The organism is Dongia mobilis, assembly GCF_004363235.1.
GTDB classification, from domain to species: Bacteria; Pseudomonadota; Alphaproteobacteria; order Dongiales; family Dongiaceae; genus Dongia; species Dongia mobilis.
On record NZ_SNYW01000014.1, the window covers coordinates 212,554 to 235,731 of the forward strand.

Annotated in this window: 17 protein-coding genes; 10 read left to right on the forward strand and 7 right to left on the reverse strand. The window is 66.0% G+C overall.

Annotated elements, in window-relative coordinates:
• The first annotated feature begins 14 nt into the window (after nucleotides 1-14).
• The 6 genes from A8950_RS19190 (at nucleotide 15) to lexA (ending at nucleotide 5,223) form a co-directional block, all read left to right on the forward strand.
• Entirely contained in the window at nucleotides 15-617 is a 603-nt protein-coding gene (locus A8950_RS19190; protein WP_133615295.1) for an anthranilate synthase component II, read from the forward strand.
• Nucleotides 614-1,672, forward strand: coding sequence for an anthranilate phosphoribosyltransferase (trpD, locus tag A8950_RS19195; RefSeq protein ID WP_133615296.1), 1,059 nt, complete (start codon nucleotides 614-616; stop codon nucleotides 1,670-1,672). Before A8950_RS19190 ends, trpD begins: the two co-directional genes overlap by 4 nt.
• Nucleotides 1,669-2,493: an indole-3-glycerol phosphate synthase TrpC gene (gene trpC, locus A8950_RS19200; RefSeq protein WP_133615297.1), complete on the forward strand. Its 825-nt coding sequence runs from the start codon at nucleotides 1,669-1,671 to the stop codon at nucleotides 2,491-2,493. Before trpD ends, trpC begins: the two co-directional genes overlap by 4 nt.
• Before the next feature lie 3 nt (nucleotides 2,494-2,496).
• Nucleotides 2,497-2,973, forward strand: a complete 477-nt coding sequence (moaC, locus tag A8950_RS19205; protein ID WP_133615298.1) for a cyclic pyranopterin monophosphate synthase MoaC — start codon at nucleotides 2,497-2,499, stop codon at nucleotides 2,971-2,973.
• On the forward strand, nucleotides 2,973-4,187 hold the full coding sequence (locus A8950_RS19210) for a molybdopterin molybdotransferase MoeA (RefSeq protein ID WP_133615299.1): 1,215 nt from the start codon (nucleotides 2,973-2,975) through the stop codon (nucleotides 4,185-4,187). Before moaC ends, A8950_RS19210 begins: the two co-directional genes overlap by 1 nt.
• A gap of 298 nt (nucleotides 4,188-4,485) precedes the next feature.
• Complete coding sequence (gene lexA / locus A8950_RS19215) at nucleotides 4,486-5,223, forward strand: transcriptional repressor LexA (protein ID WP_133615300.1); 738 nt, start codon at nucleotides 4,486-4,488, stop codon at nucleotides 5,221-5,223.
• Here lexA and A8950_RS19220 read toward each other — a convergent pair.
• The gene (locus A8950_RS19220) at nucleotides 5,198-7,441 is read right to left on the reverse strand and encodes a ComEC/Rec2 family competence protein (protein WP_133615301.1); all 2,244 of its coding nucleotides are present in this window, start codon (nucleotides 7,439-7,441) and stop codon (nucleotides 5,198-5,200) included. The two genes, lexA and A8950_RS19220, sit on opposite strands and share 26 nt — an antisense overlap.
• A 156-nt stretch (nucleotides 7,442-7,597) precedes the next feature.
• Between A8950_RS19220 and gltX the strand changes: the two genes are divergently transcribed.
• The 3 genes from gltX to A8950_RS19235 all read left to right on the forward strand — a co-directional run bounded on the left by gltX (nucleotide 7,598) and on the right by A8950_RS19235 (nucleotide 11,514).
• Complete coding sequence (gltX, locus tag A8950_RS19225) at nucleotides 7,598-8,989, forward strand: glutamate--tRNA ligase (RefSeq protein WP_133615302.1); 1,392 nt, start codon at nucleotides 7,598-7,600, stop codon at nucleotides 8,987-8,989.
• 258 nt (nucleotides 8,990-9,247) lie between these two features.
• Nucleotides 9,248-10,822: an ATP-binding protein gene (locus A8950_RS19230; protein WP_133615303.1), complete on the forward strand. Its 1,575-nt coding sequence runs from the start codon at nucleotides 9,248-9,250 to the stop codon at nucleotides 10,820-10,822.
• Nucleotides 10,819-11,514: a response regulator transcription factor gene (locus tag A8950_RS19235; protein WP_133615304.1), complete on the forward strand. Its 696-nt coding sequence runs from the start codon at nucleotides 10,819-10,821 to the stop codon at nucleotides 11,512-11,514. Before A8950_RS19230 ends, A8950_RS19235 begins: the two co-directional genes overlap by 4 nt.
• A 64-nt stretch (nucleotides 11,515-11,578) precedes the next feature.
• Here A8950_RS19235 and gabD read toward each other — a convergent pair whose 3' ends face one another.
• The 5 genes from gabD to A8950_RS19260 all read right to left on the reverse strand — a co-directional run bounded on the left by gabD (nucleotide 11,579) and on the right by A8950_RS19260 (nucleotide 17,352).
• A complete protein-coding gene (gene gabD / locus A8950_RS19240) occupies nucleotides 11,579-13,066 on the reverse strand; it encodes an NADP-dependent succinate-semialdehyde dehydrogenase (protein WP_279513073.1) in 1,488 nt (495 codons plus the stop codon).
• A 157-nt stretch (nucleotides 13,067-13,223) separates the two neighbouring features.
• Entirely contained in the window at nucleotides 13,224-14,489 is a 1,266-nt protein-coding gene (gene hpnE / locus A8950_RS19245; protein ID WP_133615305.1) for a hydroxysqualene dehydroxylase HpnE, read from the reverse strand.
• Between the two features lie 3 nt (nucleotides 14,490-14,492).
• Nucleotides 14,493-15,329, reverse strand: coding sequence for a presqualene diphosphate synthase HpnD (gene hpnD, locus A8950_RS19250; protein ID WP_133615306.1), 837 nt, complete (start codon nucleotides 15,327-15,329; stop codon nucleotides 14,493-14,495).
• Nucleotides 15,326-16,177, reverse strand: coding sequence for a squalene synthase HpnC (hpnC, locus tag A8950_RS19255; RefSeq protein ID WP_322090939.1), 852 nt, complete (start codon nucleotides 16,175-16,177; stop codon nucleotides 15,326-15,328). The genes hpnD and hpnC overlap by 4 nt, the downstream gene beginning before the upstream one ends.
• Entirely contained in the window at nucleotides 16,174-17,352 is a 1,179-nt protein-coding gene (locus A8950_RS19260; protein WP_133615307.1) for a glycosyltransferase, read from the reverse strand. Before A8950_RS19260 ends, hpnC begins: the two co-directional genes overlap by 4 nt.
• Nucleotides 17,353-17,644: 292 nt before the next feature.
• Here A8950_RS19260 and A8950_RS19265 point away from each other — a divergent pair, with 292 nt between their 5' ends.
• Nucleotides 17,645-18,853 (forward strand): PAS domain-containing sensor histidine kinase, encoded by a 1,209-nt coding sequence (locus A8950_RS19265; RefSeq protein ID WP_133615308.1) that lies wholly within the window; start codon nucleotides 17,645-17,647, stop codon nucleotides 18,851-18,853.
• A 123-nt stretch (nucleotides 18,854-18,976) separates the two neighbouring features.
• Here A8950_RS19265 and rpoC read toward each other — a convergent pair whose 3' ends face one another.
• Complete coding sequence (gene rpoC, locus A8950_RS19270; RefSeq protein WP_133615309.1) at nucleotides 18,977-23,143, reverse strand: DNA-directed RNA polymerase subunit beta'; 4,167 nt, start codon at nucleotides 23,141-23,143, stop codon at nucleotides 18,977-18,979.
• Nucleotides 23,144-23,178: the final 35 nt, after the last annotated feature.

Here is a 23,178-nt window from a genome sequence, read left to right on the forward strand (position 1 = left end):
AGCGGACAACTAAGATGTTCATACTAATCGATAATTACGACAGCTTCACCTACAACCTCTACCACTATCTGGGTGAGCTGGGGGCAGAGCTCGAGGTCTATCGCAACGACCAGATTACGGTTGACGAGGTCATTGCCAAGGCGCCGCAGGGCATCATCCTGTCGCCGGGCCCCTGCGACCCGGACCGCGCCGGCATCTGCCTCGACCTGATCAAGGCGGCAGCCGCGAAGAAGATTCCGCTGCTCGGCGTCTGCCTCGGCCACCAGGCGATCGGCCAGGCCTTCGGCGGCAAGGTCGTGCGGGCGCCCAAGCCGATGCACGGCAAGCTCTCCCATGTGCATCACCGGAACAAGAGCGTGTTCCTGGACCTGCCCGACAATTTCGACGCCACGCGCTATCATTCGTTGATCGTCGAGCGCGAGACCTTCCCGCAGGTTCTCGAAGTGACCGCCGAGACCGATGACGGCATCATCATGGGCCTCTGCCACAGGAACCTGCCCATCGCCGGCGTCCAGTTCCATCCCGAGAGCATCGCCTCGCAGCACGGCCACAAGCTGCTTGCGAACTTCCTCACCTCCGCCGGCCTCAACAAGATCAACACGCGCGTGCTGCAGTGAACGCCCCCACCCTCTCCACCAGCGACCTCAAGGGTCATATCGGCATCGTCGCGCAGGGAAAACCGCTGACCCGCGAACAGGCCGAATCCGCGTTCGGCATCATTATGGCTGGCGAGGCGACGCCGACCCAGATCGGCGGCTTCCTGATGGCGCTGCGTGTACGCGGCGAAACCGTGGACGAGATCGCCGGCGCGGTTTCCGTCATGCGCAGCAGGATGACCCGCATCAACGCGCCGGCGGATGCCATCGATGTCTGCGGCACGGGCGGCGACGGCGCCGGCACGCTCAATATCTCCACCGCCGTCGCCTTCGTCTGTGCGGCGAGCGGCGTCACCGTGGCAAAGCATGGCAACAAGGCGGCCTCGTCAAAGAGCGGCGCCGCCGACATCCTGACCGCCCTCGGCGTCAATATCGACGCCGATGTCAAGCTGCTGGAACAGGCGCTTTTCGAGGTCGGCACCTCCTTCCTCTGGGCGCAGAAGCATCACAGCGCCATGCGCCATGTCGGTCCCAGCCGCGTCGAACTCGGCACCCGCACCATCTTCAACCTGATGGGTCCGATGTCGAACCCGGCCGGGGTCAAGCGCCAGCTCATCGGCGTGTTCTCGAAGCAATGGCTGCAGCCCATGGCCGATGCGCTGCGTTCGCTCGGCACCGAACATGCCTGGCTGGTCCATGGCAGCGACGGACTGGACGAGATCACCACCACCGGCCCCACCCATGTGGTCGAATTGCGCGGTGGCCAGATCCGCGAGTTCGAGATCACGCCCGAGCAATTCGGCTTGAAGCGGGCCACCCTGGCCGCGCTCAAGGGTGGCTCGCCCGAGGACAACGCCGCGGCGTTGCGCGCCCTTTTCGACGGCGCCCTCGGTCCCTATCGCGACATCGTGCTGCTGAATGCCGCGGCTGCAATGGTGGTGGCCGATCGCGTGCCCGACATTCCGGCCGGCATCAAGCTCGCCGCCGAGGCGCTTGATTTTGCCAAGGCGCGGGAAAAGCTCGATGCCCTCATCCGCGTCACCAACCAGGCCGACATAAGGGACATCGTGGAATGAGCGACGTCCTTGCCCGCATTTGCGCCGACAAGCGCCAGCACATCGCCCGGCGGCAGGCGGAGGTGGCGCCGTCCGAGATCCGCCGCCTGGCCGAGGAAAGCCGGCGCAGCGATCCACCCCGCGGTTTCGCCGCCCGCCTCGAGGCGGTGGTGAAGGCCGGCCATTTTGGCCTCATCGCCGAGATCAAGAAGGCTTCGCCGTCGAAGGGCCTGATCCGCGCCGATTTCGCGCCGGCCGACCTCGCCGCTGCCTATCAGACCGGCGGCGCAACCTGCCTCTCTGTGCTGACCGACACGCCCTATTTCCAGGGTCGCGACGCCTATCTCGGCGAGGCGCGAAGCGCTGTCGACCTGCCCGCCCTGCGCAAGGATTTCATGCTGGAACCCTATCAGGTGTTCGAGGCACGGGCGATCGGCGCCGACTGCATCCTTCTCATCATGGCCTGCCTCGAGGACGCACAGGCGGCGGAACTGGAGGCAATCGCCTTCGAGCTTGGCATGGATGTGCTGGTCGAAGTGCATGACGCGCCGGAGATGGAGCGCGCACTCAGGCTCCGTTCGCGCCTCATCGGTGTCAACAACCGCAACCTGAAGACGCTTGCCGTCGATCTCGCCACCACCGAGCAACTGGCGCCGATGGTGCCGAAGGACCGGCTGCTGGTGGCCGAAAGCGGCCTCTATGCGACGGCCGACCTCGAGCGCATGCATCGGGTCGGCGCCTCGATCTTCCTGGTGGGCGAAAGCCTGATGCGCGAGGCCGATGTGACCGCGGCGACACGCGCATTGCTCGGCCGTCGCTCGCCGCTCGCCTCGGCAGCTTGAATCATGTCGGACCTCACGCATTTCGACGAAGCCGGCAATGCCCGCATGGTCGACGTCTCCGACAAGCTGCAGACAGAGCGTATCGCGGTCGCCAGGGGCTCGGTCTATATGGCGCCCGTGACCCTTGCCCTTATCAAGGAACGCGGCGTCAAGAAGGGCGACGTTCTCAGCGTCGCGCAATTGGCTGGCATCATGGGTGCCAAGCGCACGCCGGATCTGATCCCGCTCTGCCACCCGCTCGCCCTCACCTCGGTCAAGGTGCAGCTTTCTCTGGATGCCACGCGCAATGCGGTCGATATCGAGGCGACCTGCAAGCTCAAGGGCCAGACCGGCGTCGAGATGGAGGCGCTGACCGCCGTCTCGGTGGCGGCCCTTACCGTCTATGACATGGTGAAGGCGGCCGACAAGACGATGCGCATCGGCGACATCCGCCTCGTGCACAAGAGCGGCGGCAAATCCGGCACCTTCGAGAGCGCGTGATGCTGAGCGTCGCCGAGGCCACGCAACGCATCCTCGCCCCCTTCCGTCCGCTGGCAAGCGAGATCGTCGGGCTCGACCGGGCTTTGGGTCGCGTCCTCGCGGAACCGGTCACCGGCCGCCTTGACCAGCCGCCGGCCGATGTCACCGCCATGGACGGGTATGCGGTCCGCGCCGCAGATATCGCGACGCTGCCGACCCGATTGCGCGTCGCCGGCAGTATTGCCGCCGGCACCTTTCCGCAAGTGGCGCTCAATGCCGGCGAAGCGATGCGGATATTCACCGGCGGCTTCCTGCCGGCGGGCGCCGACACAGTCGTCATCCAGGAAAACTGCGACCGCGACGGCGACGTCGTGACCGTGCGCGAGGGCAGCAACGTGCCGGGCCAGCATGTGCGCAGGAAGGGCAATGATTTCCGCCTGGGCGGCACCGGCGTCGCAGCGGGTCGGCGATTGACCGCGCGCGACGTGGCGCTCGCCGCCGCGATGAACTGGCCCTTCCTCGCCGTGACCAGGCGCCCGCGCGTCGCCATCCTGTCGACCGGCGACGAGTTGCAGCATCCGGGCGAGGCCCTGGGTCCGGCCCAGATCGTCGCCTCCAATGGTTTCGGCCTCGCCGCCATTGTCACAGCCTGCGGTGGCGAGCCGCATTACCTTGGCATCGCCCGCGACGATCTCGGCGCCCTAGACCGCGCCCTCGCTTCCGCCGCCGGTACCGATCTCCTGGTCACCACCGGCGGCGCGTCGGTCGGCGAGCATGACCTCATCCAGCAGGCCCTCATCGCCCGCGGCGCGGCCATGGATTTCTGGAAGATCGCCATGCGCCCCGGCAAGCCGGTGATGTTCGGCGAATTGGGCGCGATGCCGGTGCTTGGCCTGCCCGGCAATCCGGTCTCGGCCCTTGTCACGGCCACCCTGTTCCTGAAACCCGCCATTGAACGGATGCTGGGGCTTGTCGCTGAAACGACGCCCGCCTTCGCCCGGCTGGGCGCCGCCATGAAGGCAAATGACCAGCGCCAGGACTACCTGCGTGCCGCCCTCGCCCACAACGCGGACGGCCATCTGGTCGCAACGCCCTTCCCGCAGCAGGACAGCGCCATGCTTTCCCTCATCGCCCGCGCCGATTGCCTCATCATCCGCCCGCCGCACGCGCCGGCAGCCAGTGCCGGCGATCTCAGCGAGATCCTGCCGCTTGCCGGCGGCTGCTACAGCCTCTGACACCGGGGGCTGACGCCGGGGAGTGATACCGGTGGGTTGATACCTGGCTCTGATACCGGGCGCCGCGATTACCCGCTTTTGCTTGTGTGGATACGGTGAAAATTATCCACATAAGCCTTGACATTATCATGAACCAAACTAGAACATATGTAGGAGTTGATCGTTTGTTCCACCCCAAGATGTCGGTTCCGGCCGATCGCGTCGGGTGGCTTGCGGATCAGCCCGACTGGCCGCTGCCGGTGGGGAACGGGCGGAACCGGGTCTTTTTTGGGTCAATTTTCACGGGGGTGGTACGGGCATGCTGACGAGAAAACAGCGCGAATTGCTGCAATTCATCCAGGACCGGCTAGCCGAGACCGGCGTGTCGCCTTCCTTCGACGAAATGAAGGACGCGCTGGGGCTGAAGTCGAAATCGGGCGTCCATCGCCTGATCACCGGGCTGGAGGAACGCGGCTTCATCCGCCGCCTGCCGCACCGCGCCCGCGCCCTCGAGGTCATGCGCCTGGCCGAGGACCAGGTGGGTGGCCGCGCGGCGCCCGCCGCCGCACCGGCCCCGTCGCCGGCCGCCGACAGCCGCCGCGGCTTCACGCCCAGCGTCATCCAGGGCGATTTCACGCCCAGCATCCCCGGCGCCATGGTGGCACAGACCGGTCAGACGGTGCAGTTGCCCCTCTATGGCAAGATCGCCGCGGGCACGCCGATCGAGGCGCTGCGCGACCACAGCAACTCTGTCGACGTGCCGGCCGGCATGCTTGGCCGCGGCGAACACTACGCCCTCAGCGTCGAGGGCGATTCCATGATCGATGCCGGCATCCATGAAGGCGACACCGTGCTCATCGAGCGCTGCGACAATGCCGAGAACGGCACCATCGTCGTGGCCCTCGTCGACAACAACGAGGTGACGCTGAAGCGCCTCCGCCGCAAGGGCGATTCCATCGCCCTCGAGCCCGCCAACCCCAATCACAAGACGCGCATCTTCGGGCCCGACCGGGTCAAGATCCAGGGCCGCCTCATCGGCCTGATGCGTCAGTACTGATCAGCCCGTCTTCTTGCGCGATTGCGCCGGCGGCCGCGGTCGCCGGCGTTTCCGTTTCCGGCTCCGATCGCCCCTTCGGAAAGCGCTGCAGTTTCCACGGGCGCTCGCCGGTATCGAAGGCGCGTTCGATACGATAGCTGCCATCGGCCTTCATCCAGATGGCATGGGTGCCGTGGCGCCAGAGGTCGAAGAAATCGATCACCCGTTCCGCCGACGGACAAGGTCGATCGACCGGCTCAAGGGCAATGACAAGGCGTCCCGACCAGCAGGCCGGCGCGATCCCCGTTTCGTTGAGGGCTACAGTGACATAGCCAACCGTCGTAGCGAAGCGGCACATCGCACCACCGCAGGAATCTCCCCCCGCCGAACCTGTGCCTGTTACCGGAAAGGGCAGTCGCTCGGTTTGCGCGTTGCGCCGAAGCCAGGTTTCGGCAGCAATGCGCGCGGCGCGCCCGGAATTAAAGCGATAGTTCCCTTCCGCATCCTTCACCGCCACCAGCTTGCCGTTGCCGCTGGCCAGGATATCTGGCGCCTCATGGGTCAACGGCGACATGACGCCAACCAGCAATATCGCCAGTCCCAGCCAGCGCCCCCGGCCGATCACGAGGCAGAGCCAGATCAGGCCGGCGCTCATGGCAAGAAGCCCCCAGACCGGCATCGCCGGGACCAGCAGGGTCGCCCCCGGCAGGTCGGCGAAAAAATGCGCGATCCGGATGATTCCGTCGCAGCCCCAGCCGAGCGCCACGAGCGGCCAGGCTTCGAGGCCGAACGGCATCGCGATCAGCACGATCACCGCCCAGGGCATCACCCAGAAGCCGGTCAGCGGCACTGCCAGCATGTTGGCGGCGATGCCATAGACCGCGAGGCGGTCGAAATGATAGGCGGCATAGGGTGCCGTCATCACCGTCGCCACCAGGCTGGAGAGGATCAACGCCGCCAGCCCGGTGCTGCCGCGCTGCGTCACGCGGACGAGGCGGCCGAGGAAATCCGGCGCCTCCTGTCCCGCCTGGCGCCAGCGGGTGAACAATCCGCGCGTCGCCTCGAAGGCGCAGATCAGGCCCAGCACCGCGGCAAAGGACATCTGGAAGCTTGCGCCGACCAGAACCTCCGGCGCCCAGAGCAGCACGATGATGGCCGCGACGGCGATGGCGCGCAGCGAGATCGGCGAACGGTCGACCAGGATGGCGATGAAAAAAACCGCGCTCATCAGCAGCGCGCGCTGCGTCGGCACCGGCAGGCCGGCAAGCCCGGCATAGAAGGCGGCGCCCGCCAATGCAAAGACCGCCGCCCACTTCTTGATGTCGTAGCGCAAAGCCAGCGGCGGGATCAGCGCCAGCGCGGCGCGCAGGCCGAAAAAGAAGATGCCGGCGGCAAGGCCGATATGCAGCCCGGAAATCGAGGTGAGATGCGCGAGGCCCGAATCCCGCATCGCTGCGACATCGGCCGCCGTCAGGGCGCGCTGGTTGCCCACCATCAGCGCCATGGCCATGCCGGCCGTCGGCCCCGGCAGCTGCGCCTGCAACCTTTCGCCGATGGCAAGGCGCAGCGCGTCGAACCAGGCGAGGCCGGCCGCCACCGGACTGAACCCGGTTTCGGGCGGCGGCGGAATCTTCAGCGGCGGCTGCAGCGAAAAGCCGACCCCGCCCAGCCCTTCGAAATAGGCCTGCCGGCGGAAATCGAAGCCGCCCGGAATTGCCGGTGGTGACGGCGGCTGCAGATCGGCGGTCAGCCTCACCCAATCGCCGATGCGCAGGGGCTCCACCACCCTGGCGAGGCGGATGCGGACCCGTTCCGGCGTCTCGCCCGGCGGCAGCAGCCCGGTTTTTTCGCTGCTGATGGCAAGGCTGTCGAAAACCACCCGCTGGCTGCGCGGCAGCAATTCGATTTCGAGTACCCGGCCGGTCACCTCGGCGCGATAGAGGCTTCGATAGAGTTGCGGCGCCTCGACCGTGATCGTCCGCAAGGTTGCGGCTGCAAAGCCGAGCGCGGCCACCGTCACGGCTGCAAGGACCAGCAGGACGAGCGCCCGGCGACGCAAGGCAACCGCCAGAATGAGCGACACACCCGCGGCGGCAATCCCCCACCACAGCGGCGGCTCGACCGGCAGGGCGAAATAGAGGGCGACGCCGATGCCAAGCATGGTGGCAGCCCAGCCAGGCCAGTTCGGCCGCTGCGCGGCAATAAACGCCTCGGCTCTGGCCAGCAAGCTTTCCGCCATGGATTCCCGTTTCAACACAAGGTTGAGCAACTTTGATAGCAGGACACGCGGGTTGTGTTAAGTGGCCGCCGCCGCGAGATGACGCCACCCTTGCCCGAATGGCGTCAATTCGTGCTAGAAAGCCCGCCAATTGAACACATTCGGGACCCCAGCCCCATGACCGTCGTTACCCGTTTCGCGCCTTCGCCGACCGGCTTCCTGCATATCGGCGGCGCCCGCACCGCCCTCTTCAACTGGCTGTTCGCCCGCCATCACGGCGGCATCTTCCATCTCCGGATCGAGGATACCGACCGCGTCCGCTCGACCGAGGCGGCAATCGAGGCGATCATCGACGGCATGAAATGGCTCGAACTCGGTTGGGACGGAGAGATCGTCTTCCAGTTCGCCCGCGCCCCGCGCCATGCCGCCGTGGTCCAGGAACTGCTCGCCGCCGGCAAGGCCTATCCCTGCTACTGCTCGGTCGAGGAACTGGAGGAGATGCGCAAGGCCGCCATGGCCGCCGGCAAGCCGATGAAATATGACGGCCGCTGGCGCGACCGCGATCCAGGCGACGCCCCTGCGGGCGTGAAGCCGGTCATTCGCCTGAAGGCGCCGCAAAGCGGCGAAACGGTGGTCGCGGACGGCGTCCAGGGCGAGGTCCGCGTCGCCAACGAGCAACTCGACGACATGGTCCTGCTGCGCTCTGACGGGACGCCCACCTACATGCTGTCCGTGGTGGTCGACGATCACGACATGGGCATCACCCATGTCATCCGCGGTGACGACCACCTGACCAACACCTTCCGCCAGCGCCAGATCTACGATGCCATGGGCTGGGAAGCGCCGCATTTCAGCCATATCCCGCTGATCCACGGGCCCGACGGCGCCAAGCTCTCCAAGCGCCACGGGGCGCTCGGCGTCGAGGCCTATCGCGAGATGGGTTACTTGCCGGAAGCCTTGCGCAACTATCTCCTGCGCCTTGGCTGGGCCCATGGCGATGACGAGATCATCTCGACCGCCCAGGCCATCGAATGGTTCGACCTGCCCGGCATCGGCCGCTCGCCTTCGCGCTTCGATTTCGCCAAGCTCGACAATCTGAACGGCCATTATCTGCGCCAGGCAACGGATGCCGATCTCGCCGGCGAGGTGGCCCGGCGCCTTGGCCGGGCCGGCGATGCGGCGGCACTTGCCCTCCTCGCCCGCGCCATGCCGGGTCTGAAGACCCGGGCCAAGAACCTGAAGGAACTGGCCGAGAATGCCGCCTTCTATATCCAGGCCCGTCCCCTCGCCCTCACCGACAAGGCCCAGGCGATGCTGACTGCGCCGGAGGCAAAGGCTTTGCTGCCGCGGCTCATGGCCGCCTATGAGGCGGAAGGCGAATGGCTGGCGGGGAAACTGGAAGAGCGCGCCCGCGCCTTCGCCGAGACCGAGGGGCTCAAGCTTGGGGCGGTCGCCCAGCCGCTCCGCGCCGCTCTCACCGGCTCGACCCAATCGCCGCCGATATTTGAGGTAATGGAAATCCTTGGAAAGGCTGAATCCCTGGGCAGGATCGGTGACACGATGGTGTGATCCTGGAAAATAATGTGAGCCATATAAGAAACTTATAAGTAGTTGAAAACAAAAGATTTTTATGGACAGCCCCAATAAGGGGCGCTATAAAGGGGTCGTTGATTTCGAGCGCATTGCTTCACGCGATGCGTTGCAACCCAAACCTTCGAAGCGCTTCGAGACCCCTCGAGGCGCTTTTTTCTTGTCCGGCTGTCGCCAGCGCCGCCCCATCCCCGACCTGCCTCCCATGCCCCGCTTGCCGTGCTATGAAGGCAGGCGATGCTGCAGATTCTCCGACATATCACCGGCAATGTCCGGCGCCCGATCCTGGATTATGCCGCCGCCATCGTCATGGTGGCCCTGGCCGCCCTGTTCGCCTGGGGCCTGGAACGGACCCTGGGGAGCGAGAGTTTCCCGATGGTCTTCCTGGCCTCGGTCCTGCTCTCCGCCGTCCTCTTCGGTCGCAATGCGGCGCTCATCGCCGCCTTCATGGCGATCTTCGCTTACAATTTCCTGCTGGTGCAGCCGCGCTTCACCATAGCGCCCGCCGACAATCTGGTGACGCTCGGCGTGTTCCTGGCGGTGGCGGTGGTGACCGGCGGCCTCGCCGGAAGGGTGCGCGACCAGGCCCGGGCCGTCGCCTGGCGGGCCCGCGTCACGCAGAACCTGTTCGACGCCAGCCGGGAACTCTCCCGCTCCTCCGACCAGGAAATCCTGGCGGAATCGCTCGCCGCCCTGACCGCCCAGGCAGCCAACGGCGCCGCTTTCGTCTACCTGCGCGACGAACAGGGCCTCTCGCTGCATTCCGCCGCACGCAACGACGAGTCGCAAACCGCGGATGCGAGCCAGTTGGCCGACGGCTTCTGGCCGCGCCTGCTGGCGAGTTCCTCGGCAAAGGAGGAGCCACCCAGTTCCGAGCGCTTCTTCGTCTTCGTCCTGCATGCCGTGCGCGGACCGCTCGGCCTCCTCATCTGCCGCAAGCGCTCGCGCTTCGATCCCCGTGCCGGCGCCGACCAGCAGACCCTCTCGGTCCTCGCCGACCTCGGCAGCATCGCGCTCGAGCGGGCGCACCTCATGCGCGAGATGACCGAGGCCAAGATCCTGGCCGAGACGGAACGACTGCGGACCGCCCTGCTCTCCTCCATCTCGCATGACTTCCGCACGCCGCTTGCCACCATTCTCGCTTCGGCCACCAGCCTGCTGCGCCATGGCGAGCAGTTCGACCAGGCGACCTCGCAGCGCCTCATCCTCGGCATCAAGGACCAGGCCGACCGCCTCAACCGCTATGTCCGCAACCTGCTCGACATCATCCGCATCGAAAGCGGCGGACTTGCCGTCAGGCTGGAACCGACCGACCCCGCCGATGTCGCCAATGCGGCGATCGAGCGCGTCAAGCCGCAGCTGGGCCACCGCAGCCTTGACTGCGACTTCGCGCCCGAGGTGACGCTGATCCAGGCCGACCCGCTGCTGCTCGAACAGGTCTTCGTCAACCTCCTCGAAAACGCGATCAACTACAGTCCCGACGGCAGCGCCATCATCGTGGCCATCGGCGGTAGCGCCGACCAGGTCGAGATCAGCATCACCGATGCCGGACGCGGCATTCCGCCCGCGCATCTCGACGCCGTCTTCGGCAAGTTCTATCGCGGCGACAATGCCGGCCAGCACCCGCGGGGGACCGGCCTCGGCCTTTCCATCTGCCGCGGCCTCACCGAGGCCATGCAGGGCCGCATCTGGGCCGAGAGCCCGGTGAGCGATGGCATGGGCACGCGCCTTCGCCTCGTCTTCCCGGGACTGCGGTCCGCGGCGGTGAACGACGAGGATCCGGAAATTGCGAGAGAGGCGCCGCGCGCATGACTGCCCTTCGCGTCCTCGTCATCGATGACGAGATCGACATCACCGGCGCCCTGCAGCCCTCGCTGGAAGCGGAAGGCTACCAGGTCGTTTCCGCCGCGAATGCGGAAAGCGGGCTCGATCTGCTGCAGGCGACCAACCCGGACGCCATGATCCTCGATCTCGGCCTCCCCGATCTCGACGGCAAGGAGGTGATCCAGCGCGTGCGCGAATGGTCTGACGTGCCGATCATCGTGCTCTCCGCCCGGCACATGGAGGAGGAAAAGATCGCCGCCCTCGATTTCGGCGCCAATGACTACATCAACAAGCCCTTCGCCATCGGCGAGCTTCTGGCACGGCTGCGCGTGGCGCTCCGCCTGCGCCAGAGCCGCGACAAGCCGGCCGCCAATTTCCAGGGCGCCGGCCTCGCCATCGACTTCCCCAGCCGCAGCGTCACCGTGCGCGGCCAGGAGGTGAAGCTGACACCGAAGGAATACGACCTGCTGCGGGCGCTGGCCCAGCATGCCGGCCAGGTGATGACCCACAACCAGCTGCTGGCCTTCGTCTGGGGCAGCGCCGATCTGCGCGACAGCCAGACGCTGCGCGTCATGGTGGCCCAGCTTCGGCAGAAGATCGAGGCCAGCCCCCGCAACCCCAAGCTGATCCTGACCGAACCCGGCGTCGGCTATCGCCTCAAGGTCGACGACGAGGGCTGAGGCAGGTAAAGAAAAAACCCCGCCCCGGTCACCCGGGGCGGGGTTCAGAAATCAAGGCCTGGGCTCAGATGCCGCCCATGCACATGTACTTGATCTCGACATAGTCATCGATGCCGTATTTCGAGCCCTCGCGACCGTTGCCGGATTCCTTGACGCCGCCGAAGGGCGCCACTTCGCTCGAGATGATGCCGGTATTGATGCCGACGATGCCGTATTCCACCTGTTCGGCGACGCGCCAGACGCGGCCGATGTCGCGGGCGTAGAAATAGGAGGCGAGGCCAAACTCGGTGTCGTTCGCCAACTTGATCACCTCCTCTTCCGTCTTGAAACGGAACAGCGGCGCCAGCGGACCGAAAGTTTCTTCCTTCGCCACCGCCATGTCCTGGGTGACGCCGGTCAGGATGGTGGGCTCGAAGAAGCTGCCGCCCAGCGCATGGCGCTTGCCGCCGGCGGCCACCTTGGCGCCCTTCGACACTGCGTCGGCGATATGCTCCTCGACCTTGGCCACCGCCTTCATGTCGATGAGCGGGCCCTGCTGGGTCTCGCCCTTCAGGCCGTCGCCGATCTTCATCTTGGCGACCGCTGCCTTCAGCTTCTCGGCGAACGCATCATAGACGCCGTCCTGCACATAGATGCGGTTGGCGCAGACGCAGGTCTGGCCGGTATTGCGGAACTTCGACATCAGCGCCCCCTCGACCGCGGCGTCGAGGTCGGCGTCGTCGAACACGATGAAGGGCGCGTTGCCGCCCAGCTCCATCGAGGTCTTCTTCACCGTGGCGGCGCATTGCGCCATCAGGATCTTGCCGATCTCGGTCGAGCCGGTGAAGGTCAGCTTGCGCACGATCGGGTTGCCGGTCATCTCGCCGCCGATGGCGGTGGCGGAACCGGTCACCATGTTGATGACGCCCTTGGGGATGCCGGCGCGTTCGGCCAGTTCGACGATGGCAAGTGCCGAGAGCGGTGTCTGCGTCGCCGGCTTGCCGACGACCGTGCAGCCGGCGGCAAGCGCCGGGGCGATTTTGCGGGTGATCATCGCATTGGGGAAGTTCCAGGGCGTGATCGCCGCGACGACTCCAACCGGCTCCTTGGTGACGACGATGCGCTTGTCGGCCTGGTGGCCCGGAATGACATCGCCATAGACGCGCTTCGCTTCCTCGGCAAACCATTCGATATAGCTGGCGCCATAGGCGATCTCGCCCTTGGCCTCGGCCAGCGGCTTGCCCTGCTCGGCGGTGAGGATGATCGCCAGATCTTCCTGCGCCGCCATCATCAACTCGTACCACTTGCGCAGCAGGACGGCGCGCTCCTTGGCGGTCTTCTTGCGCCAGGCTGGCCAGGCCGCATTGGCGGCCTCGATCGCGCGCTTGGTTTCCGCGGCACCCATGTTCGGGATGGTGGCCAGGACCTCGCCCGTCGCCGGATTGGTGACGTCGATGGTCTTGCCGGAATCCGCATTCACCCACTGGCCGTCGATATAGCATTGCTGGCGCAGGAGGGCCTTGTCCTTGATCGGCAGGCTGGCGCCGGGCGCCTTCATGGCAGCTGAAGTCATGGTGTTTCCTCGAAAAGATCGCTGTTGATGGGCAAAATGTGGCCGGAGTATAGACCCCGCCTCAGGCCAATGAAAGTACCCCAAGGGCGGTAGATGCCTGGCGAATTACCTCATTAATTCAAATTGTTACGCCTGTCGACGCAGTTGGAAAAGGGCGTCAGCGTGCCAACGCGGCGGCGGCCGTGAAGCCCGACTGGATGGCACCCTCGATGGTCGATGGCCAGCCGGTATCGGTCCAGTCCCCGGCGAGGAGCAGGTTCTCCCAGCGCGTCTGTGCCCCGGGCCGGCGGCGCAATTGCGCCGGTGTCGCCGCAAAGGTGGCGCGCTTTTCCTTCACCACGCGCCAGGGCGGCAGCGGCGCGCTGCCGAGGTCGAGCGACTGCACGACATCGCCCCACAAGGCGGCGGCGATTTCCTCCGCCGGGCGGTCGATGATCGCCTCTGCCGCACTGCTGGTGGTGGAGAGAATGCCGGGCTTGGCGAAGACCCATTCCGCCATGCCGCCGATGATGCCGGTGAAGGGTGCCGCACCCGGCGGCGGGTCGAAGCGGAAATGCGCGTTGACGATGCCGCGAAATGCATCCGGCACGGTGATCCCGGGGACGAGATCGGATGCGACCGGCGCCGTCACCGCCAGCACGACGCTGTCACCGGGCGCCAGCGCCACCTGCGCCTTGCCGAAATCGAGCGCCGTCACGCGGGCCCCGTCGAATTCCAGTCCGCGCAGGCGATGGCCGAAAAGGATACTGCCGCCACTGGCATCGAGGCAACGCAATGCCGGATCGACCAGGCTTTCCGACAAGCCTTCCAGCGGCAGCAGCGGATGCAAGGCGGCGCCGCCCTGGCCGAAGGTGTCGCGGAACAGCCGCCCCAGCAGCCGGGCCGAGGCCCGCTCCGGCTCGGTATTGAGTGCCGCCGCACAGAGCGGGGCCCAGAGCCGGCGATAGGCAATCTTGCGCGTATCCAGGATGTCGGTAACGACCGCTTCCTCCGGCGCCCGTGCCAGGCGCTCGGCATCGAGATAATCCAGCAGCGAGGTGCCCTTCACCCGCCGCGCCGGCACGAACAGCCACCACGGCACGCGGCCCTCGGTCGGGCGCACCGACCACCTTTCGGCAGTGGCGAGGTCGACAAAGGGATAAACCGCCCTGTCGGCGGTGGCGAAGGTCGCCTGCGCACCAGTCTCCGAGATATAGGCCATGGCAGCCAGGTTGCCGCTCACCACCAGGTGATTGCCGTTGTCGACCCTGCAGCCAAGCTCGGCATCGAGATAGGAGCGGCAGCGGCCGCCCGCCTGCTGCGCCGCCTCATAGAGGTGGACACGACGACCGCCGCGTGCCAGACGCACTGCCGCTGCAAGGCCGGCGAGGCCCGCCCCCACCACATGCGCCGTCCGGGCGTTCGCTCCTGCCGTCCCGGTCATGGATCAGAAAAATCCGTAGCGCAGAGCCAGCCACAGCTTGCGCCATTTCGGCACCTTGATCGGCGTCGTGAAATCGCGCCAGTCCCAGGCGATCAGTTTCTCCAGGATGGCACCATAGACGGCGCCCATGATGCGCGCCGGCCGCATTGGTTCCTTGGCGCAGCGGCGCATGGCGGCATCCGCCTTGGCGAAATGGTCCTGCGCCACCAGGGAAAGATCGCGGCACACCGCCGCCAAATTCGCATGCTTCAGCACCTCGGAAGGTTCCGTACTGGCGATTCCGTGCTTCACCAGCAGATCGCGCGGCAGATAGAGACGGTCGCGGCTCGCATCCTCGGCCACGTCGCGCAGGATGTTGGTCAGTTGCAGCGCCCGGCCGAGGTGATAGGCGACATCATCCGCCGCCGCCTCGGTGGCGCCGAAGGCCCGGACCGACAGGCGCCCGACGGCCGAGGCAACGCGGTCGCAATAGAGATCCAGTGTCGCCATGTCCGGTGCCTGGATCGCTGCCGTCGCATCCATCTCCATGCCGTCGATCACGGCCAGGAAATCCTCGCGCCGCAGGGCGAAATCGCGCATCGGCTGCAGCAAGGCCTGGGCGATCGGATTCTCAGGCTTGCCCGCATAGAGGCGGTCGATCTCGCGCCGCCATTCGGCGAGGCCGGCCTGCTTATCGGCCTGCGGCGCCTCCTCGTCGGCGATGTCGTCGACCTCACGGCAGAAAGCATAGATCGCAAACATGGCCGCGCGCCGCGCCTCCGGCAGCAGGCGCATGGCGGCGTAGAACGACGTGCCGGATGCCCTGACCTTCTCGGCGATGGCTGCGGTCTGGGCGCTCATCGCCGCCTCGCCAGCATGGCCCAGACCACGCCTTCCAGGGTGGCGCCGAGGAAGAACAGCTTGGTCGGCTTGACTCGGCCGGCCAGCGGATCGCGGCGCCGCAACTGCGCGATCATCTTGTCGGCGAGGCGCACGATGGTGGCCGATTCCGCGCGCAGCCGGAAGTCATGGAGACGGCCCGGCAGCTTGCGTGCCTCGACCATCAGTTCCTCGGTCTTGTCGAGAAGGTCGTCGAGGCAATGGCGCAGGCCCGCGCCGGCCCTGTCCCCGCGCAGCTGCGCAACGTCTACCCCGTGCCGCGTCAGATGATCGAGGGGCACATAGACCCGGTCCATCGCGCGATAGTCGACGCCGCAATCCTGCAGATGATTGATCACCTGCAGGGCGACGCAGAGCGCATCCGAGGCACTCCGCGCCGCTTCCGGCTCGCCATGCAGGTCGAGCAACTGGCGCCCCACCGGCGCGGCCGAATAGCGGCAATAGGTCATGAGCTCGTCCCAGTCAGCGTAACGCTGCTTGGTGGCGTCCATACGGAAGGCAATCAGGAGCTCGCAGGAATGGGCCGGCGGCACGCCGCGGGCGGCAAGCGACCGGCGCAGATCGGCCGCTTCTGCCACCTCCTCCCGCGCGGGATCGCGCAGCACCGCCTCCATCAGGTCGAGGCGCGCCACCTTTTCCGCCGGCGCCAGATTCGGGTTGTCGGCGATATCGTCGCCCATGCGGGCGAAGCGATAGAAGGCGTGGACATGCGGCCGCAGATCGGCGCGGATCAGGACGGAGCCGACCGGAAAATTCTCATTACTTGCCGACTTTCCGGAGGGTGTCGCGATGCTCATCGTCCCGCTCACGACGCGCCTCTTCGCACATGCTCGGCCTGGGCGCGCCCCTTCCACTGGCCGCCCGCGCCGCGCCAATAGCGGATGGCCGAGGCGATGGTAGCCGCCGTATAGAAAAGTGCCACCAGCGGCAGGAAGGGAGCCCAGAGTGGCGAACGCCGGTAATTGGCCAGCATCGGCAGATAGGCGAAGGCCATCATCGCCCAGGCCATGATACCCAGAGGCCGGATGCCGGGATCGGCGCTGATGGTGATGAGGGGCGGCAGCAGATAGGTGAAGGCCATGCCCAGCACCGAGCCCAGCAGCAGCAGGCTGGAATGCTTGAGCTGCGTGAAGGCCGAGCGCGCGATCAGGTTCCAGATGTCCGACCAGCGCGGATAGCCGCGCAGGCTTTCCACATCGCCGGCCAGGCCCAGCCAGGTCGGTCCGGTCCGCTTGATCGCCCGGCCCAGCGCGCAATCGTCGATCAGGGCGCCGCGAATGGCAGCGATGCCGCCCGCCGCCTTCAGCGCCTTCAACCGCACCAGCATGCAGCCGCCGGCGGCCGCGCCCAGATTGTGTTTCGGGTCGCGCACCCAGGCGAAGGGATAGAGTTTCTGGAAGAAAAAGATATAGGCCGGGATCAGCGCCTTCTCGGCAAAGGTCGCCGTCTTGAGCTGCGCCATCATGGATACCAGATTGAAGCCACCGGTTTCCGCCCGCGCCACCAATTGCCGGAGGCTGCCGGAACCATGGCGGATATCGGCATCGGTCAGCAGCACATAGCGGGCACCGGGTGCCGCGCGTTGCGCCTCGCCGAGACCCTGGTTGACCGCCCAGAGCTTGCCGGTCCAGCCCGGCGCCAGCTTGCGCCCGGCAACCAGGAGGAAGCGATGCGGCGAGCCTTCGGTGCGGGCCGCATCCGCCGCCGCCCGCGCTTCGTCCGCGGTGCCGTCCTCGCTGTTGTCGTCCACCAGGACCAGGGTGAAGCTGCCATTGTATTCCTGCGCCATCAGGGCGCGCACGACCTCGCCGACGACACCGGCTTCGTTGCGGGCGGGAATGACGGCAACGACTTCGGGCTGACGGCCGTCGCCGATGGCGACCGGCACCGCCGGCCGCTCCAGCCAGAACCGCCCCCTAAACATCAACAGATACAGCCAGATGCCGGCAGGAACGCCGCTGAGGATGATGAGAATCTCGGACATGACGGTTCCTATAGCCGGAACGGGCGGGGGATGCCACTCCCCCCATCCGGCGCGCGGCGGGCAGTTCCGGCTGCCGCCAATCCGCCGCATCATAACCCATTGTTTCCTATCGTCCTGCATTGAAATTCCTAGGCCATCTTCTGACCATCCGCAAAGGACACTTGCGCCGATCGGTCAACCTGCCAATCATGGAGAGAGGGGGAATGAGGCCACGCAAGGAGGGACGCGGCCGGCACGGTCAACGGAATCCATGGCCCGATTTCCTGACGGGTCGTGATCGGGAAGGTCATCGATGACGAACAACCCCATGCTGCGGCCAGGTGACGGCATCGCGCGGCTGACCGAGTTGCCCATTCGCACCGATGGTGCGGCAGTCGCCGATTCCGGCGCCGCGACCAGGGATCTGGCGCTCGAGATCTCGCCGGACCCCCTCATCACCCTGACGCCGGACGGCGCCATCTGCGATGTCAACCAGCGCTCGGTCGATCTGTTCGGCTATCACGCCTCGCTGATGACCGGTGCGCATATCGGTGCCTTTGTCACGCTCGACGGTGAGGTCGCCGGCGAAGGCCGGACGGGCAGCGCCGATGACTTGCTCGGCCGCCTTGCCGACGGCAATGGAGCGCCGATCGATGCGGTGGCCCATCCCCTTTCCGGCGACAATCGCGCCGTCGAGATCACCGCCATCCGTCACGGCCAGGGCGACCAGGCCAGGATCGTCTGCGCGCTCCGCGATGTATCCCATCGCAAGCACAACGAGGACGCCCTCGTTGCCGCAAAGGAGGTCGCCGAGCGCGCCAACGTCGCCAAGCTCGAATTCCTCAGCCAACTCTCGCACGAATTGCGCACGCCGCTCGCCGCCATTATCGGCTTCGGCGAGGTGATGCGCGACGAGATGTTCGGGCCCCTCGGCGTCAAGCTCTACAAGACCTATGCCGCCGACATCTGCCAGAGCGGCCAGCAACTGGCCGATGTCGTCGAGCGCATCATCGACGTGGCGCGTCTTGAGGGGCGCATGGCCACGGCACATGCGCGCACGGCGGATCTGGGCGAGATGGTGGAACGCGTGGTCGAGCGGCTTGCCAGCGAGGCCAGCAAGCAGAATGTGCGGCTGTGCAACAACATCCGACGCGGCAGCCTGCCCGTCGTCATCGATGACGAGACACTGCAGAAGATGATCTGCCATGTGGTCGAGAACGCCATCGCGTTCAATCGCTTCGGCGGCCGGGTCGATATCTCGGCCGGCGCCGAACCGGCCCGCGACGGCCACACGGTGCAACTGACGGTCACGGATACCGGTCCCGGCATGGCGCCGGATGCACTCGACACCCTGCGGCGGACGCTGGACGGCACGACCAACCAGGCCGGCGGCGGCCTGGAAATCTGCGCCGCCTTCCTGCACCTGATCGGCGGCCGCCTCGATATCTGCAGCGCGCAGAATCTCGGCACCACGGTGACCATGACGTTTCCGCGCCGCCATGACGGGCGCTGGCGGCCCTAAGAGCCGCAGCCACGCAGCGGCAGGAGCCAATATCCGCCAACAAAAAACCCCGCTGCGCAACGCAGCGGGGTTTCCTGTCACAGCACCAATCATCCCGGGCCGGTTTCCCGGCCCATCGCCTGATCAGGCGACTTCGGCCGAGGGCGACTGGTCGGTAATCGCCGGCTTCTCGCCGCCAGCCTGCAATTCGCGATCGCGCGAGGCGGCAAGCTGCTTCAGGCGCGCCATGACCGAGCCGGTACCGGCCGGAATCAGGCGGCCGACGATCACGTTCTCCTTGAGACCGATCAGGCTGTCGACACGGCCGGAAACGGCCGCCTCGGTGAGCACGCGGGTGGTCTCCTGGAACGACGCCGCCGAGATGAACGAGCGGGTCTGCAGGCTGGCCTTGGTGATGCCGAGCAGCACCGGACGCGCCGACGCCAGGCGACCGCCTTCCTTCAGAACCTTCTCGTTCTCGGTTTCCAGTTCCGAACGATCCACCTGTTCGCCGCTGAGGAAGGTGGTGTCGCCCGGATCGGCGATCTCGACCTTCTGCAGCATCTGGCGGACGATCACCTCGATGTGCTTGTCGTTGATCTTCACGCCCTGCAGGCGATAGACCTCCTGGATCTCGTTGATGAGATAGGAAGCCAGCGCCTCGACGCCCAGCACGTTGAGGATGTCGTGCGGCACCGGGTTGCCGTCCATCAGCAGATCGCCCTTCTGGACGTAATCGCCTTCCTGCACCGAGATGTGCTTGCCCTTCGGGATCAGGTACTCCATCGGTTCGGCGCTGGCATCCTCCGGCACCACGACGATGCGGCGCTTCGCCTTGTAGTCCTTGCCGAACTCGACCCGGCCGGCAATGTCGCTGATGATCGCGTAATCCTTCGGCTTGCGCGCCTCGAACAGTTCCGCGACACGCGGCAGACCGCCGGTAATGTCGCGGGTCTTCGAGCTTTCACGCGGGATACGCGCCAGCACGTCGCCGGCGCGGACATGGGCACCGTTCTCGACCGAGAGAATTGCGTCGACCGACATGAAGTAGCGCGCCTCGACCCCGTTCGGCAGCGTGATGACATTGCCCTTGTCGTCGCGCAGCGTGATGCGGGGCCGCAGGTCGGCAGCACGCGGCTGCTGTTTCCAGTCGACCACGACGCGGCTCGAGATGCCGGTCGTCTCGTCGACCACCTCGCGCATCGACAGGCCTTCGACCAGGTCGATGTAGTTCACGATGCCTTCCTTCTCGGTCAGGATCGGCAGGGTATAGGGATCCCATTCGGCCAGCTTCTGGCCCTTGGTCACCTTGGCGCCGTGGTCCTGCAGCAGCTTGGCGCCGTAGGGCACGCGGTGGCGGGCGCGCTCGCGGCCCTGGCCATCGACCAGGACGATCTCGCAATTGCGGCCCATGACGACCGGCAGGCCGTCGCTGTTGAGCACCACGTTGCGGTTCTTGACCTGCAGTTCGGCGTCATAGGCCGCCTCGATGGCCGATTGCTCGGCACCGCGCTGGGCCGCACCGCCGATATGGAAGGTACGCATGGTCAGCTGCGTGCCCGGCTCGCCGATCGACTGCGCCGCGATGACGCCGATCGCCTCACCGATATTCACCGGCGTACCGCGCGCCAGGTCGCGGCCATAGCAGGCACCGCAGACGCCGGTCTTGGTCTCGCAGGTGAGGACCGAGCGGATCTTCACCGTATCGACGCCCGCGCGCTCGATCTCGTCGGCCAGCGGCTCGTCGATGAGGACACCGCGCGCGGCGATCATCTTGCCGGAGAGCGGATCCTTGACGTCGGCCGCAACCGTGCGGCCGAGGATACGCTCGGAGAGGGCCGAAATCACCTCGCCGCCCTCGACCACCGCCTTCACGGTGAGGCCGTTCTCGGTACCGCAATCAAGCTCGGTGATGATGGCATCCTGCGCCACGTCGACCAGGCGGCGGGTCAGATAGCCCGAATTCGCCGTCTTCAAGGCGGTGTCGGCCAGACCCTTGCGGGCGCCGTGGGTCGAGTTGAAGTACTCGAGCACCGAGAGACCTTCCTTAAAGTTCGAGATGATCGGCGTCTCGATGATTTCACCCGACGGCTTGGCCATCAGGCCGCGCATGCCGGCCAGCTGCTTGATCTGGGCGGCGGAACCACGGGCGCCGGAATGGGCCATCATGAAGACCGAGTTGATGCCCTTGCCGGTGGATTCCTTGGACATGACCTTCATCATCTCCTCGGCCACCCGCTCGGTGCAGTTCGACCACACGTCGACCACCTTGTTGTACTTTTCGCCCTGGGTGATGAGGCCGTCGAGATACTGCTGCTCGTACTCCTTCACCTTCTGCTGCGCCTCGGCGACGAGGTTCTTCTTCGCCTCCGGGATGATCATGTCGTCCTTGCCGAACGAGATGCCCGCCTTGCAGGCCTGGGCGAAGCCCATGCCCATGATGCGGTCGGCGAAGATCACCGTCTCCTTCTGGCCGCAATGGCGGTAGACGGTGTCGATGACGTTGGTGATCTCCTTCTTGGTCAACACGCGGTTGATGAGGGCGAAGGGCAGGTTCGGATGATGCGGCAGCACCTCGGACAGCAGCATGCGGCCGGGCGTCGTCTGCACGATCCGGGTCACCGGCTGGCCGGTCTCGTCGACCGTCTTCAGGCGCGACTTGATTGGCGTGTGCAGGGTGATCACCTTGGCTTCCAGTGCGTGCTGGATCTCGCCGATATTGGCGAAAGCCATGCCTTCGCCCGGCTCGCCCTTGCCTTCCATGGTGAGGTAGTAGAGGCCGAGCACGATGTCCTGGCTGGGCACGATGATTGGCTTGCCGTTGGCCGGGCTGAGGATGTTGTTGGTCGACATCATCAGCACGCGGGCTTCGAGCTGGCTTTCCAGCGACAACGGCACGTGGACAGCCATCTGGTCGCCGTCGAAATCGGCGTTGAAGGCGGTGCAGACGAGCGGATGCAGCTGGATCGCCTTGCCCTCGATGAGGACCGGTTCGAAGGCCTGGATGCCGAGGCGGTGCAGTGTCGGCGCGCGATTTAGCATCACCGGATGCTCGCGGATGACCTCTTCCAGGATGTCCCAGACCTCGGGCCGCTCCTTCTCCACCATGCGCTTGGCGGCCTTGATGGTCGACGCCATGCCATAGAGTTCCAGCTTCGAATAGATGAACGGCTTGAACAGCTCGAGCGCCATCTTCTTCGGCAGGCCGCACTGGTGCAGCTTCAGTTCGGGACCGACCACGATGACCGAGCGTCCGGAATAGTCGACGCGCTTGCCGAGCAGGTTCTGGCGGAAGCGGCCCTGCTTGCCCTTCAGCATGTCGGAGAGCGATTTCAGCGGGCGCTTGTTGGCGCCGGTGATGACGCGGCCGCGGCGGCCGTTGTCGAACAGGGCGTCGACCGCCTCCTGCAGCATGCGCTTCTCGTTGCGCACGATGATGTCCGGCGCCTTCAGCTCGATGAGCCGCTTCAGGCGGTTGTTGCGGTTGATGACGCGACGATAGAGATCATTGAGATCCGAGGTCGCGAAGCGGCCGCCGTCCAGCGGCACCAGCGGCCGGAGTTCCGGCGGAATGACCGGAATCACGTCCATGATCATCCATTCCGGCTTCGAGCCGGATTCGAGGAACGCGTCGACCAGCTTCAGGCGCTTGACCAGCTTCTTGCGCTTGGCCTCGGAGGAGGTCTCGCGCAGCTCGGTCTTCATGGTCGAGCGCTCTTCCTCCAGATCGATGGTGGAGAGCATCGCCTTCAGCGCCTCGGCGCCGATACCAGCCTGGAAGGCGTCCTGGCCGTATTCGTCCTGGGCATCGAGATACTGCTCTTCCGACAGCAGCTGGTGCAGCTTGAGTGGCGTCAGGCCCGGCTCGACGACCACGTAGTTCTCGAAATAGAGAATGCGCTCGAGATCCTTCAGCGTCATGTCGAGCAACAGGCCGATGCGGCTCGGCAGCGACTTCAGGAACCAGATATGCGCCACCGGCGAGGCAAGCTCGATATGGCCCATGCGCTCGCGGCGCACCTTGGAGAGGGTCACCTCGACGCCGCACTTTTCGCAGACGATGCCGCGATACTTCATGCGCTTGTACTTGCCGCACAGGCACTCGTAATCCTTGATCGGACCGAAGATGCGGGCGCAGAACAGGCCGTCGCGCTCAGGCTTGAAGGTCCGGTAGTTGATCGTCTCGGGCTTCTTGATCTCGCCGAACGACCACGAGCGGATGCGCTCGGGGCTGGCGATCGAGATGCGGATGTTGTCGAAGGTTTGCGGACCCTGGGGCTGTCCGAAAACGCTCATGAGCTCTTGGTTCATTGCCATCTCCTTCCGCTGCCGGCCCGCCGGGTGCT